This is a genomic window from Lysinibacillus sp. PWR01 (genome assembly GCF_043359455.1).
Classification (GTDB): Bacteria; Bacillota; Bacilli; order Bacillales_A; family Planococcaceae; genus Lysinibacillus; species Lysinibacillus fusiformis_F.
In genome coordinates this window covers 37,232-52,620 of the sequence record NZ_JBHERJ010000098.1, presented here as the reverse complement: position 1 = coordinate 52,620, position 15,389 = coordinate 37,232, and the positions used below count along the sequence as shown (strand labels likewise).

Genomic DNA, 15,389 nt, shown 5'->3' with positions numbered 1-15,389 from the left:
TGATGAGGGATATCCCTCACCACTTCACACTCATAAAAAAATAAATTATTCATTAAATAAAGTTGACTAATCGTAAGAAAGAGGCTGGGACAAAAAGAAAAAATGTTAGACCAAGATATAATTGGTCTAACATTTTTTTGATTTAGGAAGGCATATTTAACTTCTTAAAGTGAAAAAGCTATTATCAATTTTTATTGTTTTTCAATATAATCGAGTTCTGTCCCAGCCTCTTTTTTAATCGAGTTTTAATGGTTGTACGGCAGGGCCTTCAAGCACTTCACCTTTAGCATTAAAGCGGGAACCATGACAAGGACAATCCCATGTTTCATCAGCTTCATTCCATTTCGTTTTACAGCCTAAATGAGTACAGGTTGGAGCTGAGGCATTCTTCATATAACCCGCTATATATTCCTTTGCCACAAAGCCTCCTACTTTTAGCATTTGCATGAATTGGGCACCGAATTTTGTACGGGATGGTGAATAGAGAGCTAGGGCACCATCCTCAATCTTTGCGCCAGTTAAAAGAGAGGATAAGATATCACCAGCGACAAAGGAATTGGAGATTCCCCATTTACGGTAGCCAGTGGCAATGAGTACGTTAGGTAAGGAGTTTGTAATCCTTCCAACATAAGGGACAATATCCGGTGTTTCTATATCCTGGGCTGACCAGCGATAAAGTGGCTGTTGTTCAAAATGCTCCTTCATTTCATTGGAAATGGCCTCATAATAAGGCTCGGTATGAACGGTTTTCCCAGCGATGTGATTTGCCCCTCCCAATACTAAATAATTTTCCTGATTAATCGTAGCAGTCCGTATCGAACGAGAAGGAAAATCAACTGATAGATATTGACCTTGCATGGTCTCAGAGGTTTTACTGGCAACCATATAGGAGCGACTATTGGATAATTTAAAAAGTTTGAGTCCTTTAAATGCTTCAATGGGATAATGTGAACACAAAATAAGCTTATTATATTGAACCGACATATTTTTTTCGGTATGTAAGTTATTTTGTGGTATGTTTAATTGCTGAACACGCGTATTTGTATAAAGTTTTGCTCCCATCTTCTGTGCCTCTTTAGCGAGGAAATTACTTACCTCAACAGGATTTATTTGAGCTTGTTGTGACATACATAATGCTTTTGTAATAGGGAATGGTAGCTCCGTGTCAGAGGTAAGGTTAGACTTAATATTTAAAACCTTATAGGCATTCCATTCTTTTAATAATTGTGCATAGCCTTCTTTTGTTTGACAGTATAATAGTGAATCCACCGATCGAACGCTGTCTGGTGGAAGTAATTGTCTAGCTTTATCAATGGCTTGTTGATTGAGTTGATAATAAAGCTGTGCCTCTTCTACAGATAGTTTTTCTAAAAGATTTGCATAGACAATGCTATGCTGGGCTGTTAATTTTCCTGTTGAATGCCCTGTCGTACCATGACCAAAATGGGTATTTGCTTCAAGCAGAACTACATCCACACCTGCTTTTGCTAAAGTATAGGCGGTATATAAACCAGTTAAGCCACCACCGATTATACATACATCGCATGTTGTTGAGGAAGTAAGGGAAGATAACGAAACTGACTCAGTTGTAGCAAGCCAAAGAGATTGTGTCATATAGAAACCTCACATAGTTTTTATGTTCAGTATGTAGAAGAACTTGAAAAATTATGCAGTGAGGCATTAAAATTGCCTTGTGATTTCAACTATCGCTACAATGTAGCAAAAGGAGTGAGCAGGTAATGAAAATTGAAATTTGGTCTGACTATGTATGCCCATTTTGTTATATTGGAAAAAAACAATTAGAGAAAGCGATTGAGGATACTGGCTATGCGGGGCAGGTAGAGCTTGTCTATAAAAGCTACCAACTAGATCCAACGACTCCAGTAGATTCGCATAGTACTGTCTATGAATCATTGGCAAAGAAATACGGAATGTCATTAGAGAAGGCAAAGGAAATGACAATGGGTGTAACAGAACGTGCAAAAGAAGTAGGCTTAAACTACGACTTTAGCAATTTGATGGAAGAGAATACGTTAAAAGCACACCGTCTTGTAAAATGGGCTGAACAACAGGGAGATGTTACAGCACTTGTAGAGTCACTTTTACACAGTCATTTTATTGAAGGAAAGCGTATCGGCCAAGACGATGTTTTATTAGAGATAGCTGAACAAGTAGGGCTACAGCGTGATGAGGTTGCAAAGGTTCTTGCAGAGGATGTTTATAAAAACGAAGTAGAATCGGATATTCAAGAAGGTCTACAGCTTGGTGTTCGAGGAGTACCGTTCTTTGTCTTAAACCGTAAGTATGGTATTTCAGGTGCGCAACCACAGGAGGTATTTGAAGATACACTGCGTAAAGTTGCTGAGGAAGAGGGCCTACAACCAACGCTAAAGATGGCTGGTTCAGGTGATGCGGGTATTTGCACAGACGATAACTGTAAATTTTAGTTTACTAGAGAGGAGTAAAGCTTTAAACTCCTCTTGTTTGGTAGACGAAAGGATTTTAACATAATATTTCAGTCAAAAGTCTGAGGTAAGTAACATTGACATTTTAGATGAAATTTTTTAAGATAAACACATATCTTGAATTCGAGATATTAGATTCTGAAATTTAAGGGAGATTTTATATAATGAACGTTTTAGTAGTAAAAGCGAACAACCGTCCAGACGGTATTTCAACAAAAATGTATGATACTTTCATGGAAAATGTACAAGGTGCTAACGTGACAACTTTTGACGTATTCGCAGAAGATATGCCTTATTTTGGACAAGACCTTTTCAATGCATTTGGTAAAGTACAAAATGGTGGAGAGTTAACAGACATCGAATCACGTCTATTAGCTGCAAAACAAAAAACAATGGATGCATTAACTGCAGCTGATTTAGTTGTATTTGCATTCCCACTATGGAACTTAACAATTCCAGCCCCTCTACAAACATTTATTGACTACGTATACCAAGCAGGATTCACATTCAAATATGGTGAAAATGGTCAATTAATTAGCTTAATGACTGACAAAAAAGCGATTATTTTAAATGCTCGTGGTGGCTACTATTCATCACCAGAAGCTCAACCAATGGAAATGTCAGTAAACTATATTAAAAACGTAGTAGGTGGCGTATTCGGTATGGAAATTATCGAAGAAGTGATTATTGAAGGTCACAATGCTTCACCAGATAAAGCACAAGAAATTATTGCAAATGGCCTAGAAGAAGTGAAAAAAGTAGCTCAATCACTTCAAACTGTGAATGCATAAAAAATATTTTTTAATAAAAGTCCTCTCAATTTTGGGAGGACTTTTTTTATTTTGTCAACAGATGTATGGTGTGGTATGGAGGTCGGACATATTGACATTAACTAATTATTTAGAATTTACATTTACTAACATCCTATTTGATAGAGAATTAAAAAATGATAACAATTTATGATTTAGAGGGAAAGTGATTATCCATTCTTTTAAAAATACATATAATTAGGACTATTTATTCAGTAAAAATTAGAATGGTTTTAATATAATAGGATTTGTAGGAAAATACTAGATTATTAAGGAGGTTGTTGTATGAATAAGAAATTAATAACTAATTTCTTGGCGGTGTTACTAGTCCTTTTCGCGTTTATACCATTTGGAGTTTCTGCTGAGGCTGCTTCTAATGATGTAACACGCGCAGACTATGTAAAAGAATTAGTAGAAAGCTTAGATGTAGAGATAGGTGACGGCTCTTCTCTTGCTTTTACCGATGTCTCTAAGGATTTAGCACCTTATGTAGAAAAAGCTGTTCAATTAAAACTTATTAAAGGTAAAACAGCAACTACATTTGGTCCAGCTGATAAATTAACACGTCAACAAGCATTTGTAATCTCTGCTCGTGGACTAGTTAGTGAAAACGCTTCCCTAACTGTTTTAGAGCAATTTAAGGATGCAGATCAAATTGCAGAGGCATATAAACAAGATTTAGCGAATGCTGTTGCAGCAAATATTTTGCAAGCATTTGAGGATAATACTATTCGCCCTCGTGACTATGTGACACAGGAACAAATGAAGAGTATTGTGGAACGCTTTGTAGCAGAATACAAAGCACCTTCAACTGGTGTATCAGTAGATCTTCAAATTTTAGGAACAACAGATATTCATACCAATTTAGCTAATTACAATTACTATTTAGATGCTCCATCATCTGAGGTTGGTTTGGCTAATACAGCGACATTAATTGAGCAAGCACGCGCTAAAAATCCAAACACATTACTATTCGATAATGGAGATTTAATTCAGGGTACACCACTTGGCTCTTATAAAGCATTAGAAAGTGTATTGAAGCCTGGTGAAGTTCATCCAGCTATTGCAGCACTTAACGCATTGAAATATGATGGTGGAACTTTAGGAAACCATGAATTTAACTATGGTCTAGACTTTTTAGATGAAGTATTAAATGATGCAAAATATCCTGTCGTAAATGCTAATACTTATGATGCAAAAACAAAAGAACGTATGTTTACACCTTATGTCATTCTTGATAAAGAAGTGGTCGATAGCACTGGTAAAAAGCATACACTTAAAGTTGGGGTAACAGGGATTGTACCAACGAAAATTGTTGAATGGGATGCCATTCATTTAGCAGGTAAAGTTGAAATGCAAGAGCCAGTCGAAGCAGTGAAAGAGGTAGTACCAGAAATGCAGAAGGCTGGAGCAGACGTGATTGTCGTTCTGTCACATTCAGGTATCGGTGAAGATACTTATGTGAAGGGTGCTGAAAATGTTGGTTACCAACTAGCAGAAATCGAAGGCATTGATGCTTTAATTACAGGGCACTCTCATTTAACATTCCCTGGTGATTATAAGGATTTGAAAGATGTCGATCAAGAAAAGGGTACAATTCATGGTGTGCCTACTGTTATGGCAGGTAGCTATGGTAGTCATCTTGGTGTAATTGATTTAAAACTGGAACAGCAAGGATTAGAGTGGGTAGTGGTAGATGGTAAAGGTTCATTGCAATCCATCAAGCAAGAAGGTTTACAACCATCCACAACAGTTTTAGAGGCTATTAAAGAGGCACATGATGGCACATTAACGTATATCCGTCAGCCTGTTGGAGAAACAACTGCTCCAATCCACAGTTATTTTTCAATGGTGCAAGATGATCCATCTATTCAAATCGTAACACAAGCTCAAAAATGGTTTATCGAACAAGAGTTAAAGGGCACTGCTGATGAAAAGACACCAATTCTTTCAGCTGGCGCACCTTTCAAAGCAGGCTCTCGTAATAATCCATTAGATTATACAAATATTCCTGTGGGACCACTTGCCATCAAAAATATGGCGGACATTTATCATTACGACAATACTGTTGCAACAATTAAAGTAACAGGTGCTCAAGCGATTGAATGGCTAGAGATGGCTGCAGGTATTTTTGCAACGATTGATCCGACTAAAACAGAAGAACAAAATATTATTGATGCAGAAGCGCGTTCTTATAATTTTGATGTGTTAGATGGCTTAACATATCAAATTGATGTCACATCGCCAGCAAAATATGACCGACGTGGTAATCTTACTGATGAAAAGGCAAATCGTATTAAGAATGTACAGTATAATGGTAAACCGATCGATTTAAAACAAGAATTCATCATCATCACAAACAATTACCGAGTTGGTGGATCATATGGTGCGACATTTAAAAATGCAGATGGCTCAAATATAACTAACTATGCTTATGAAAATCGTCAAGCTGTTGTTGATTATATTATGACGAATAAAACAATTAACCCTGCTGCGGATAATAACTGGTCATTTGTACCGTTCCCAGCCAATACAAAGGTTATTTACTTATCTGCGAAAGATGCGCAAAAGTTCATTCCAGCAGGTAGTGGCATTGAATATTTAGAAGATACAGAAGCTGGATTTGCTAAATATTTAATTAAATAAAGGTATATGAAAGGAGAGTACGATTCAATCGATACTCTCCTTTTTATGTCTGTTGAATGAATGATACCGTGTACCTTGATAGGTTAAAATGCCAAAATCACCTTCTACAAGCTGACCATAATCGTAGCCATTCATCTTTAGTTCATGCCGCTCTCCGTTTAGTTCTTCAAACGTAACATAATAGGACGTAGATGCCCCAGAATTATTAGATCCCCCACGTATATTCGTACGCTTAGTCACAACCTTAGTGGGTACAGTTAAAATTGGGGAACGGTTATTTTTAGACCATGTGATAATGCCGTTCACAATTATAAAGGCTATGCTGCCAAAAACAATAAAGAAGATGATGGTAATAAAAGCGGAACCAAATAAAAATTGATTATCAAACCAAAACAAATAAATTCCCCCTTTCCTTTGAGATAGAAACTACACTTAAAGAGGATTTAATTCAAGATCTACTAGTACGTCTATTTCGTCGCTAATTAATACACCACCTGATTCTAAAATCGTATTATAGACTAAATTAAAATCACGGCGATTAATTTGTGCTTTGGCTTGGAAGCCAAAAACTTCTTGTGCCCATGGATTCACACCTTTTCCTGTATATACTGTTGTAAATACGATAGGCCTTGTTATGTTTTTGATGGTTAAATCACCATGAATCGCAAAATTTTTATCATCTAGTTTATCAATATATGTAGAGGTAAATACTATTTTTGGATAGACGTCTGCATCAAAAAAGTCAGGAGACACAAGGTGGACATCACGATCATGATTCTTGGTGGAGACACTAGCCACTATAATGGTAATCGAAATGTTTGCATCCTGCATTTGTTCGATATTGGCTGCAACTATTTCACCGCTGTACGATTCAAATGTACCGTGAATACGAGAAATCATCATATGTCGTACAGAAAAGCCGATCGTTGAATGACTGAAATCAATAGTATATTTTTTCATTTGAAAACCCCCTAAACAGCATTCTACAACGAATGATAAAGTAAACAAATTGCATATTCAATGAGTTTTTCATAATTGTGGAAGTATTTCCCTCTATAAAAGTGTAATCTGTGAACATGAAACAAAACATATTTAAAATGAAATAGGCATATTATTGGAAATATGTGCATTTTATTATGATGTCGTTTAAGCTAAGACATTTTTTTGTTTCTTTGATAGTTAGGTCCATAATTGAAATTTAAAGTTACTTTTTGTAATTAAATATATAAAAGTTAATAGATTATTTTACGTAAATAAGTTACTTCAAATTTACATTTACTGCAATAATCGTTACAATAGTTACATAGAGGTGAAAAATTATGAATGAGACAACTTTGTGTCCTCGTTTAGCTAAAGCAATGGATTTAATCGGAAAACGATGGACGGGGTTAATATTATATCAATTACTAGATGGACCACAGCGCTTTAATGAAATCGAATCTGCATTACCTGTCAGTGGACGTTTATTATCAGAACGTTTAAAGGAGCTTGAAAAAGAGGGGCTTGTTGAACGTAAAGTATATTCTGAAGTGCCAGTGCGTGTTGAGTATTCATTAACAGATAAAGGTCGAGCACTTGAAGGTGCTATCCGTAATATTGAAACATGGGCAAGTAGCTGGCTCTAAGGTGAATGGATTATTTTACTAGGTAATTCAACTAAATAGTGTGCTAAAAACGACACTTGGAATGACTGTCAATTTTCTTTATAATATTCATCATCTCTGCACAGGTCTTACCTGTCTTATAATATGAGATAAAAATACCCTTCATTTCACTTGTCAAATTGGGGTTCTAAATCCATACTGGTGTAGAGTAAGAAGGACGTTAGAAAGGAATTAGCTCTCATGACAAAAGAACAATGGGCGACGGATTTAGCAAAAAGTATTAATCCTGCCAATATTAAGTTAGATGAATCATTACAGCAATACACAATGACAAAATTAGGTGGCAAAGCAGATGTTTTTGTTCTTCCTGAAACAGAAGAAGAGGCAGCATCCGTTATTCGCTATGCATATATAAATAATATTCCTTTATTAATGTTAGGTAACGGCTCTAATATGGTTGTTCGAGATGGCGGTCATAGAGGAATCGTTGTAACATTTTCACGCTTAAATGAGATTCGGATTAATGGTGAGCATGTTTATGCACAAAGTGGTGCACTGATCAAAGATGCATCAAAACTATCAGCGCAAGCTTCTTTAACCGGTTTTGAATTTGCATGTGGTATTCCAGGGTCAATTGGTGGCGCAATGGCTATGAACGCAGGTGCTTATGGCGGCGAGATTAAAGATATTATTGTTTCATCAAAGGTGTTAACAAGAGAAGGAGACATTTTAACATTAGGTAAAGAAGAGCTTGAGCTTGGATACCGTCAAAGCATTATTGCCAAAAAAGGTTATTATGTGTTGTCCTCTGATTTTCAATTAGCAGTAGGCGTGCAGGAGGAAATTGATGCGAAGATTGCTGATTTAACCTTCCAACGCGAATCGAAACAGCCTTTAGAATATCCGTCTGCTGGAAGTGTTTTTAAACGCCCACCAGGTCATTTTGCTGGAAAACTTATTCAAGATAGTGGTTTACAAGGCAAAGGTGTTGGTGATGCAGAAGTCTCTACCAAGCATGCAGGGTTTATTGTCAACAAAGGAAATGCTACAGCTTCAGACTATATTGAGACAATCCAAATGGTTCAACGTGTAGTGAAAGAAAAATTTGGCATTGAATTAGAGACGGAAGTCAAAATTGTTGGTGACGATCTATAATAGGATGCCCTTCGCATAAGCCGAGGGGCGTTTTTTTAGGAGTGTGGATAAAATGAAATTTATATCATGGAATGTCAATGGAATACGAGCATGTCTGGGTAAAGGTTTTTTAGAATTCTTTCATCAAATAGATGCTGATTTCTTTTGTATCCAAGAAACAAAATGTCAAGCTGGACAAGTAGAGCTGTCCCTCGAAGGTTATGAGCAGTATTGGAACTATGCCCAGAAAAAGGGGTATTCAGGAACGGCCATCTTCACTAAGCACACACCGTTGTCTGTTAAGTATGGAGTGGGCGATGAAGATTCTCAGGATGAAGGCAGAATCATAACACTCGAATATAAGAATTTCTATTTAGTGAATGTTTATACACCAAATGCACAGCGTGATTTAGCGAGATTACCACTACGTTTACAGTGGGAGGATCGTTTAGCTAGCTATCTACAAGAGCTAAATAGCCAGAAGCCTGTGGTTTATTGTGGTGATCTAAATGTTGCTCACATGGAAATTGATTTAAAAAATGCAAAATCGAATATTGGAAATTCAGGCTTTACATACGAAGAGCGTGCGAAATTCTCGGCGTTATTGGAAAGCGGTTTTGTAGATTCTTTTAGATACAAGCATCCCGAGGAAACGGACCACTACACATGGTGGTCCTATATGAATAAAGTGCGTGAACGCAATATCGGGTGGCGTATTGATTACTTTGTTGTATCAAATCAATTGAAGGATCAAATTGAAAGCGCAACAATTCACCCACACATCATGGGCAGTGATCATTGTCCGATTGAATTGCAATTACAAGGCTAGTACTGAAATCGTATTTTCTAAATGAAAATACGATTTTTTGTTTTTGAAAATTAATAAGGGTGACTTTTGAAATTGGGGTTTTTTGAAAAACGAAGAGGCCGCTCTAAAGAGAGGAAGAAGCGCTCCAACCACGAGAGAATCCGCTCCAAAGAGAGGAAGAAGTGCTCCAACTAAGCGAGCCCCCGCTCTAAAGTGAGGAAGAAGCGCTCCAACCACGAGAGAATCCGCTCCAAAGAGAGGAAGAAGCGCTCCAATCAAGAGAGAATCCGCTCCAAAGAGAGGAAGAAGTGCTCCAATCAAGAGAGAATCCGCTCCAAAGAGAGGAAGAAGCGCTCCAACTAAGTGAGAATTCGCTCCAAAGAAAGGAAGAAGCGCTCCAACCACGAGAGAATTCGCTCCAAAGAAAGGAAGGAGCGCTCCAATCAAGAGAGAATCCGCTCCAAAGAGAGGAAGAAGCGCTCCAATCAAGCGAGCCCCTGCTCCAAAGAGAGGGAGAAGCGCTCCAATCAAGCGAGCCCCCGCTCCAAAATGAGGAAGAAGTGCTCCAACCAAGCAAGTTCCTGCTCCAAAAAGGGACAAAATTAATTAGATTGCAAGAAAATCCGCCCTTATAGAATCGTAATATCTCTATGAACATACGAATTTTTAACATTACTCAGTAGCCTTCATAATTCCTATTGTTTATACTATTCTAATAGCGAATAAATATAAAATTTTGTATTTAAAGACAATTTTATATACATAAAATAAGAAATTTCGCTAAAAATTTGCGTGACGAAACGGGTTTGGGAAGGTAGTACGGGAATATAGTGCAAAGAGGGGGTAAATGGGAATGAGAAAGTTTAAATGGAAAAAGTGGCTCATTGTCATTGCTGGTGTAATAGCTGCTTTGGCTATCGTGGCTTTTATTGGGTTTACATGGTTTATGAATAAATCCAAGCCAGTGATTGATGGTGAGTTGGCTGTTACGATTCTGGATCAGGATGTGACAGTGACGAGAGATGAAAAAGGGGTTCCGCATATTTTGGCCAAGACAGATGCCGATTTGTATCGTGCGCAAGGTTATGTCCAAGCGCAGGATAGACTTTTTCAAATGGACTTGGCGCGAAGACAGGCAAGTGGTCGATTATCTGAAATTATTGGAGAAGCAACCATTAATACAGACAAACACTTCCGTACATTTAGCTTACGAGATGCGGCGGAGAAATCATTAGCTGCCTATGATGAAGAAAGTAAGCAAGTACTTGAATGGTATGCTGAAGGGGTAAATGCTTTTATTGCACAGGCAAAGGAAAACAATACACTAAGTTACGAATTCGCTTTGTTAGGCTATGAGCCAGAGGAGTGGACAGTTGTTGATTCCTTAACAATTGGTAAATATATGGCCTATGATTTGGGTGGAAATTGGAATACATTAGCTTTTCGTCATTGGGCATTACAAAACTTTAATGAAGAAAAGGCAAAAGAATTATTTATTAAATATCCAGAAAACGCTTCGTCGATAATCGAGGCCAATATCCAAAATCCTGTTGCTGTGGCTGGGCAATTCAGTGCGGAAATGCTACCAAACGAATTTAACGGGAGTAATAACTGGGTTGTTTCTGGTGATAAAACGAAATCAGGAATGCCTATTTTGGCAGATGATCCACATTTAGGGTTAAGTACCCCTTCTATTTGGTATCAAATGCATCTGCAATCACCACAACAAAACGTTAGTGGTGTTATCTTTGCAGGGATTCCAGGTATTATTTTAGGCCATAATGATGAAATTGCTTGGGGTGTAACAAATGTGGGTCCGGATGTACAGGATTTATATATTGAAATACCCAATCCGGATAATCCAACACAATTCCGATACGATGGTCAGTGGGAGCAAGCAGAGGTGCGGGATGAGTCGATTAAAGTGAAAGATGGGGAAACAGTAGATTTTGAAGTCGTTGTTACACGTCATGGCCCTATAATGACAGATTTGGCTTTCAAAGATACGGAGCCAACAGCACAATTTTCGATGCAATGGACAGCACTACAACCTACAGCTGAACTGAGAGCAGTGCTTGGTTTTAATAAGGCAAAAACTTGGGATGACTTTGAAAAAGCATTAGAAGACTTTAAGGCACCAGCACAAAATTTTGTTTTTGCATCAAAGGACGGTACGATTGCCTATAAAGCCAATGGTCAAATACCAATTCGTAAGCAAGGTGAAGGTCAATTACCAGTTCCAGGCGATTCGAGTGACTATGGCTGGGAGGGCTTTATCCCATGGGATGAATTACCGACTCTAGTAAATCCAAAAGAAGGTTTTATTGCCACGGCGAATAACCAAGTAATAGGAGAGGACTATCCTTATCACATAACCGATTTCTGGGCACAACCTTATCGTTTCGAGAGAATTAAAGAAGTGCTAGAGGCAAATGATGCGATTACAGTAGAAGATATGATGGCTTTGCAAATGGATCAGCACAATCTTTATGCAAGAGAATTTCTGTCTGATTTATTAACGTCGATAAAAGAGAAAGATCAGGATGGGAAGTACGCCGAGATTATTGCCATGCTAGAGAATTGGGATATGGTGGACGCAAAGGAATCAGGTGCACCACTTGTGTTCCATACATTAATGATTAAGTTACAGGAGGTTTTGTTTAAAGATCAAATGCCTGAAGATATGTATGGCATTATGTATGGGAAGTTTAATATTACAGACCAGCTCTTACGTACGGCATATGCTGGAGAGAAAAGTATTTGGATTGAGGAGCAGGGTGGCATTGATGAAACAGTATACAAGGCATTTGAACTAACAATTGCACAATTAGAAGATCAATTCGGTAAAAATGCCTCAAAATGGCAATGGGGTGATTACCATCAGCTTACTTTTGATCATACATTAGGAAGTGCATCACCTATTCTTGCAGCCTATTTTAACGCTAAAAAGGTTCCAATTGGTGGATCGAAAGTTACCGTACAAGCAGCAGATAATGATTTAGCTGGTAATGTAGATCACGGTGCATCTTGGCGTTTTGTGGTGGATGTAGGTGATTTAAGCTCAGCCTATCATATTGTTGGTCCTGGTCAAAGTGGGCACGTAAAGTCTGATTGGTATCAAGATCAGGTACTGGATTGGGCAAATGGTGATTACCATCAAACATTTATCAAACAGGAAGAGATAAAAGGAAAAACATTACAATTAAAAGCGAAGTAATAAAAGGTTGGCGTACATAATTCAGTACGCTAACTTTTTTTATTTAAGGATATACATCCTAACATTCAAATATTCGTTTGAATATGATGGAATAATATGTTACATTGAATACAATCAAACGAATATTTGAATGAGGTGAGAAAATGCCAAAAGAAATATGTGAGGTGACGCATGTACATGAAGAAGCGGTCACAAAGGTGCAACAACAAATGCCCGATTTATCAGGTGTAGCCAAATTTTTAAAGGCGTTATCCGATGAAACTAGACTTAAAATTGCCTATGCTTTAACGGTGGAAGATGAACTATGTGTTTGTGATGTTGCGACTATTATTGGTTCTTCAGTTGCTACAGCATCACATCATTTACGATATTTAAAAGATAATAATTTAGCGATATCACACCGTAAAGGTAAGCAAATGTATTACTCTTTAGCGGATGAGCATGTATATCAAATTGTAACAATTGCCTACGAACATGCGAAAGAGGGGATTGCGAATGGCAGCGACGCCAATTAAACAAGAATACAGACTACAAAATTTATCCTGTGCTAGTTGTGCTGCAAAGTTTGAGAAAAATGTGAAGTCTATCCCAGAAGTACAGGATGCACAAGTCAATTTTGGTGCTTCTAAAATTACAGTAATCGGTGCTATTAGTGTAGACCAAATTGAAGAAGCAGGTGCCTTTGATGGCATTAAGGTTACGAAATCAGCAGCAAAAGCACTTGAAAATACTACACCCTTTTACCGTAAAAAGGAAAATGTTCTAGCAGGAATATCATTGCTTTTTGTCATTCTAGGCTATCTATTTGCTGGTATGCGTGGGGAATCGAACCCGCTACCGATTGCCATGTTCATTATAGCTATCCTTGTGGGTGGAGTAGGTATTTTTAAAATCGGCTTCCGAAACCTGGCTCGTTTTGAATTTGATATGAAGACGCTTATGACAATCGCCATTATAGGAGCTGCTATTATCGGTGAATGGGAAGAAGCGGCAGTGGTCGTATTTTTATTTGCTGTAAGTGAGGCACTTGAAGCGTATTCAATGGATAAAGCACGTCAATCTATTCGTCAATTAATGGATATAGCACCGCCAACAGCGCTTATCAAAAGAGCCCACGGTGAACACTTCCATGAGCTTGAGCTACCTACTGAAGACATTGAAATAGGTGATATTTTGATTGTAAAGCCTGGGCAAAAGATTGCGATGGATGGCATAGTCATTAGTGGATTGTCTGCGGTTAATCAGGCAGCTATTACAGGTGAGTCGATTCCCGTTAATAAAACTGTAAATGATGAAGTATTTGCTGGGACGTTAAACGAAGAGGGTGCTCTTGAGGTACGTGTGACAAAGCGAGTAGAAGATACTACCATTGCTAAAATAATTCATCTAGTGGAAGAGGCACAAGCAGAAAAAGCACCTTCTCAGCAATTTGTAGATCGCTTTGCAAAATATTACACACCAGCCATTATGATTATTGCTTTTTTAGTAGCTGTTATTCCACCTTTACTAGTAGGCGATTGGCAGCATTGGATTTACCAAGGTCTAGCTGTTTTAGTGGTAGGATGTCCTTGTGCGCTTGTTGTCTCTACACCAGTTGCCATTGTTACAGCCATTGGTAATGCGGCAAGGCAGGGTGTACTGATTAAAGGTGGTGTACATTTAGAGCAGTTAGGACACATTGAAGCTGTTGCCTTTGATAAAACAGGTACATTAACGAAAGGGCAGCCTGCAGTAACAGATATCGTAACAGCTGAGAATTGGTCAGAAGACTATGTGTTGCAACTAGTGTCAGCGGTAGAAAAACAGTCACAGCACCCTTTAGCCAAAGCTATTTTAAATAGACTGCACGATAAAAACTTACCTGAGTTATTGCCAACAGATTTCCAGTCAGTAACAGGCAAAGGTGCCTATGCTACCGTTGATAATCAGATTATTAATGTAGGTAGCATGAAATGGGCTACTACATTAACTTCTGTAGATAAAAATATAGAAAGTCAGGTTAAGAATCTACAAGAACAGGGTAAAACAGTAGTAGCAGCTGTTTCGAATAATCAACTTATTGGACTGATTGCAATTGCTGATCAATTACGTCATGAAAGCAAGGACGTATTGAAAAAATTACATGCCTTAAAAGTAAAACATATGGTGATGTTAACAGGGGATGCAGAGCCTACTGCGCAAGCTATTGCTACTTCATTAAAGATGACAGATGTGCGCGCTGGTTTATTACCAGAAGAAAAATTAATGGCGATTAAGGATTTACGTGCACAATTTGGTGCTGTAGCGATGGTTGGAGATGGTGTAAACGATGCACCAGCATTAGCCACTGCTAACGTAGGAATTGCCATGGGTGGAGCAGGAACAGATGCAGCTCTTGAGACGGCAGATATTGCCTTAATGGGTGATGATTTAACAAAGCTTCCTTACACTATTGGCTTGAGCAGAAAAACATTACGTATCATTAAAGAGAATATTATATTTGCCCTAGTCTTAAAGTTAATTGCATTGCTGCTTGTCATACCAGGATGGTTAACATTATGGATAGCAATTTTTGCGGATATGGGTGCAACACTATTAGTTGTGTTTAATTCATTAAGACTAATTAGAGCAAAAAAGTAGTAAGTAAGGTGTAGAACGATCTGAAAAGGTAGGAAATTAATCTTGCTTTGCCATGATGGATTTTATGCGAATAGATGCTACTTGTGA

13 protein-coding genes are annotated in these 15,389 nt (G+C 37.9%); 9 read left to right on the top strand and 4 right to left on the bottom strand.

The genetic code is table 11. The features are described from left to right. Positions 1-234: 234 nt before the first annotated feature. Entirely contained in the window at positions 235-1,614 is a 1,380-nt protein-coding gene (locus ACEVFT_RS23680) for an FAD-dependent oxidoreductase (protein WP_393951504.1), read from the bottom strand. Between the two features lie 125 nt (positions 1,615-1,739). Between ACEVFT_RS23680 and ACEVFT_RS23675 the strand changes: the two genes are divergently transcribed. From ACEVFT_RS23675 to ACEVFT_RS23665, 3 genes are all read left to right on the top strand, one after another. Then, positions 1,740-2,447, top strand: a complete 708-nt coding sequence (locus ACEVFT_RS23675) for a DsbA family oxidoreductase (protein ID WP_342533503.1) — start codon at positions 1,740-1,742, stop codon at positions 2,445-2,447. 182 nt (positions 2,448-2,629) lie between these two features. Continuing rightward, the gene (locus ACEVFT_RS23670) at positions 2,630-3,256 is read left to right on the top strand and encodes an FMN-dependent NADH-azoreductase (RefSeq protein ID WP_393951503.1); all 627 of its coding nucleotides are present in this window, start codon (positions 2,630-2,632) and stop codon (positions 3,254-3,256) included. 303 nt (positions 3,257-3,559) lie between these two features. After that, the gene (locus tag ACEVFT_RS23665; protein WP_393951502.1) at positions 3,560-5,920 is read left to right on the top strand and encodes a bifunctional 2',3'-cyclic-nucleotide 2'-phosphodiesterase/3'-nucleotidase; all 2,361 of its coding nucleotides are present in this window, start codon (positions 3,560-3,562) and stop codon (positions 5,918-5,920) included. Positions 5,921-5,944: 24 nt separating this feature from the next. On the opposite strand, the gene ACEVFT_RS23660 is transcribed toward ACEVFT_RS23665, so the two are convergent. Continuing rightward, positions 5,945-6,316, bottom strand: coding sequence for a DUF2500 domain-containing protein (locus ACEVFT_RS23660; protein WP_393951501.1), 372 nt, complete (start codon positions 6,314-6,316; stop codon positions 5,945-5,947). A gap of 36 nt (positions 6,317-6,352) precedes the next feature. Continuing rightward, a complete protein-coding gene (locus ACEVFT_RS23655) occupies positions 6,353-6,880 on the bottom strand; it encodes a YceI family protein (protein WP_205445918.1) in 528 nt (175 codons plus the stop codon). Between the two features lie 359 nt (positions 6,881-7,239). Between ACEVFT_RS23655 and ACEVFT_RS23650 the strand changes: the two genes are divergently transcribed. From ACEVFT_RS23650 to ACEVFT_RS23640, 3 genes are all read left to right on the top strand, one after another. Then, positions 7,240-7,545, top strand: coding sequence for a winged helix-turn-helix transcriptional regulator (locus tag ACEVFT_RS23650; RefSeq protein WP_036119224.1), 306 nt, complete (start codon positions 7,240-7,242; stop codon positions 7,543-7,545). 219 nt (positions 7,546-7,764) lie between these two features. Continuing rightward, entirely contained in the window at positions 7,765-8,679 is a 915-nt protein-coding gene (gene murB, locus ACEVFT_RS23645) for a UDP-N-acetylmuramate dehydrogenase (protein WP_393951500.1), read from the top strand. Positions 8,680-8,731: 52 nt separating this feature from the next. Beyond that, entirely contained in the window at positions 8,732-9,487 is a 756-nt protein-coding gene (locus ACEVFT_RS23640; RefSeq protein WP_393951499.1) for an exodeoxyribonuclease III, read from the top strand. On the opposite strand, the gene ACEVFT_RS23635 is transcribed toward ACEVFT_RS23640, so the two are convergent. After that, complete coding sequence (locus ACEVFT_RS23635; protein WP_393951498.1) at positions 9,476-10,039, bottom strand: hypothetical protein; 564 nt, start codon at positions 10,037-10,039, stop codon at positions 9,476-9,478. The genes ACEVFT_RS23640 and ACEVFT_RS23635 overlap by 12 nt on opposite strands. A gap of 274 nt (positions 10,040-10,313) precedes the next feature. On the opposite strand from ACEVFT_RS23635, the gene ACEVFT_RS23630 reads away from it, so the two are divergent. The 3 genes from ACEVFT_RS23630 to ACEVFT_RS23620 all read left to right on the top strand — a co-directional run bounded on the left by ACEVFT_RS23630 (position 10,314) and on the right by ACEVFT_RS23620 (position 15,302). Then, positions 10,314-12,683: a penicillin acylase family protein gene (locus ACEVFT_RS23630; protein WP_205445914.1), complete on the top strand. Its 2,370-nt coding sequence runs from the start codon at positions 10,314-10,316 to the stop codon at positions 12,681-12,683. Positions 12,684-12,826: 143 nt separating this feature from the next. After that, entirely contained in the window at positions 12,827-13,198 is a 372-nt protein-coding gene (locus ACEVFT_RS23625; protein ID WP_205445913.1) for an ArsR/SmtB family transcription factor, read from the top strand. Further along, on the top strand, positions 13,179-15,302 hold the full coding sequence (locus ACEVFT_RS23620; RefSeq protein ID WP_205445912.1) for a heavy metal translocating P-type ATPase: 2,124 nt from the start codon (positions 13,179-13,181) through the stop codon (positions 15,300-15,302). The genes ACEVFT_RS23625 and ACEVFT_RS23620 overlap by 20 nt, the downstream gene beginning before the upstream one ends. The last annotated feature ends 87 nt before the right edge of the window (positions 15,303-15,389 follow it).

Coding starts and splice junctions, on each gene's coding strand:
- ACEVFT_RS23650 (WP_036119224.1), top strand. CDS start 7,240: ATGAATGAGACAACTTTGTGTCCTCGTTTAGCTAAAGCAATGGATTTA.
- ACEVFT_RS23670 (WP_393951503.1), top strand. CDS start 2,630: ATGAACGTTTTAGTAGTAAAAGCGAACAACCGTCCAGACGGTATTTCA.
- ACEVFT_RS23625 (WP_205445913.1), top strand. CDS start 12,827: ATGCCAAAAGAAATATGTGAGGTGACGCATGTACATGAAGAAGCGGTC.
- ACEVFT_RS23655 (WP_205445918.1), bottom strand. CDS start 6,880: ATGAAAAAATATACTATTGATTTCAGTCATTCAACGATCGGCTTTTCT.
- ACEVFT_RS23620 (WP_205445912.1), top strand. CDS start 13,179: ATGGCAGCGACGCCAATTAAACAAGAATACAGACTACAAAATTTATCC.
- murB (WP_393951500.1), top strand. CDS start 7,765: ATGACAAAAGAACAATGGGCGACGGATTTAGCAAAAAGTATTAATCCT.
- ACEVFT_RS23665 (WP_393951502.1), top strand. CDS start 3,560: ATGAATAAGAAATTAATAACTAATTTCTTGGCGGTGTTACTAGTCCTT.
- ACEVFT_RS23675 (WP_342533503.1), top strand. CDS start 1,740: ATGAAAATTGAAATTTGGTCTGACTATGTATGCCCATTTTGTTATATT.
- ACEVFT_RS23680 (WP_393951504.1), bottom strand. CDS start 1,614: ATGACACAATCTCTTTGGCTTGCTACAACTGAGTCAGTTTCGTTATCT.
- ACEVFT_RS23630 (WP_205445914.1), top strand. CDS start 10,314: ATGGGAATGAGAAAGTTTAAATGGAAAAAGTGGCTCATTGTCATTGCT.
- ACEVFT_RS23640 (WP_393951499.1), top strand. CDS start 8,732: ATGAAATTTATATCATGGAATGTCAATGGAATACGAGCATGTCTGGGT.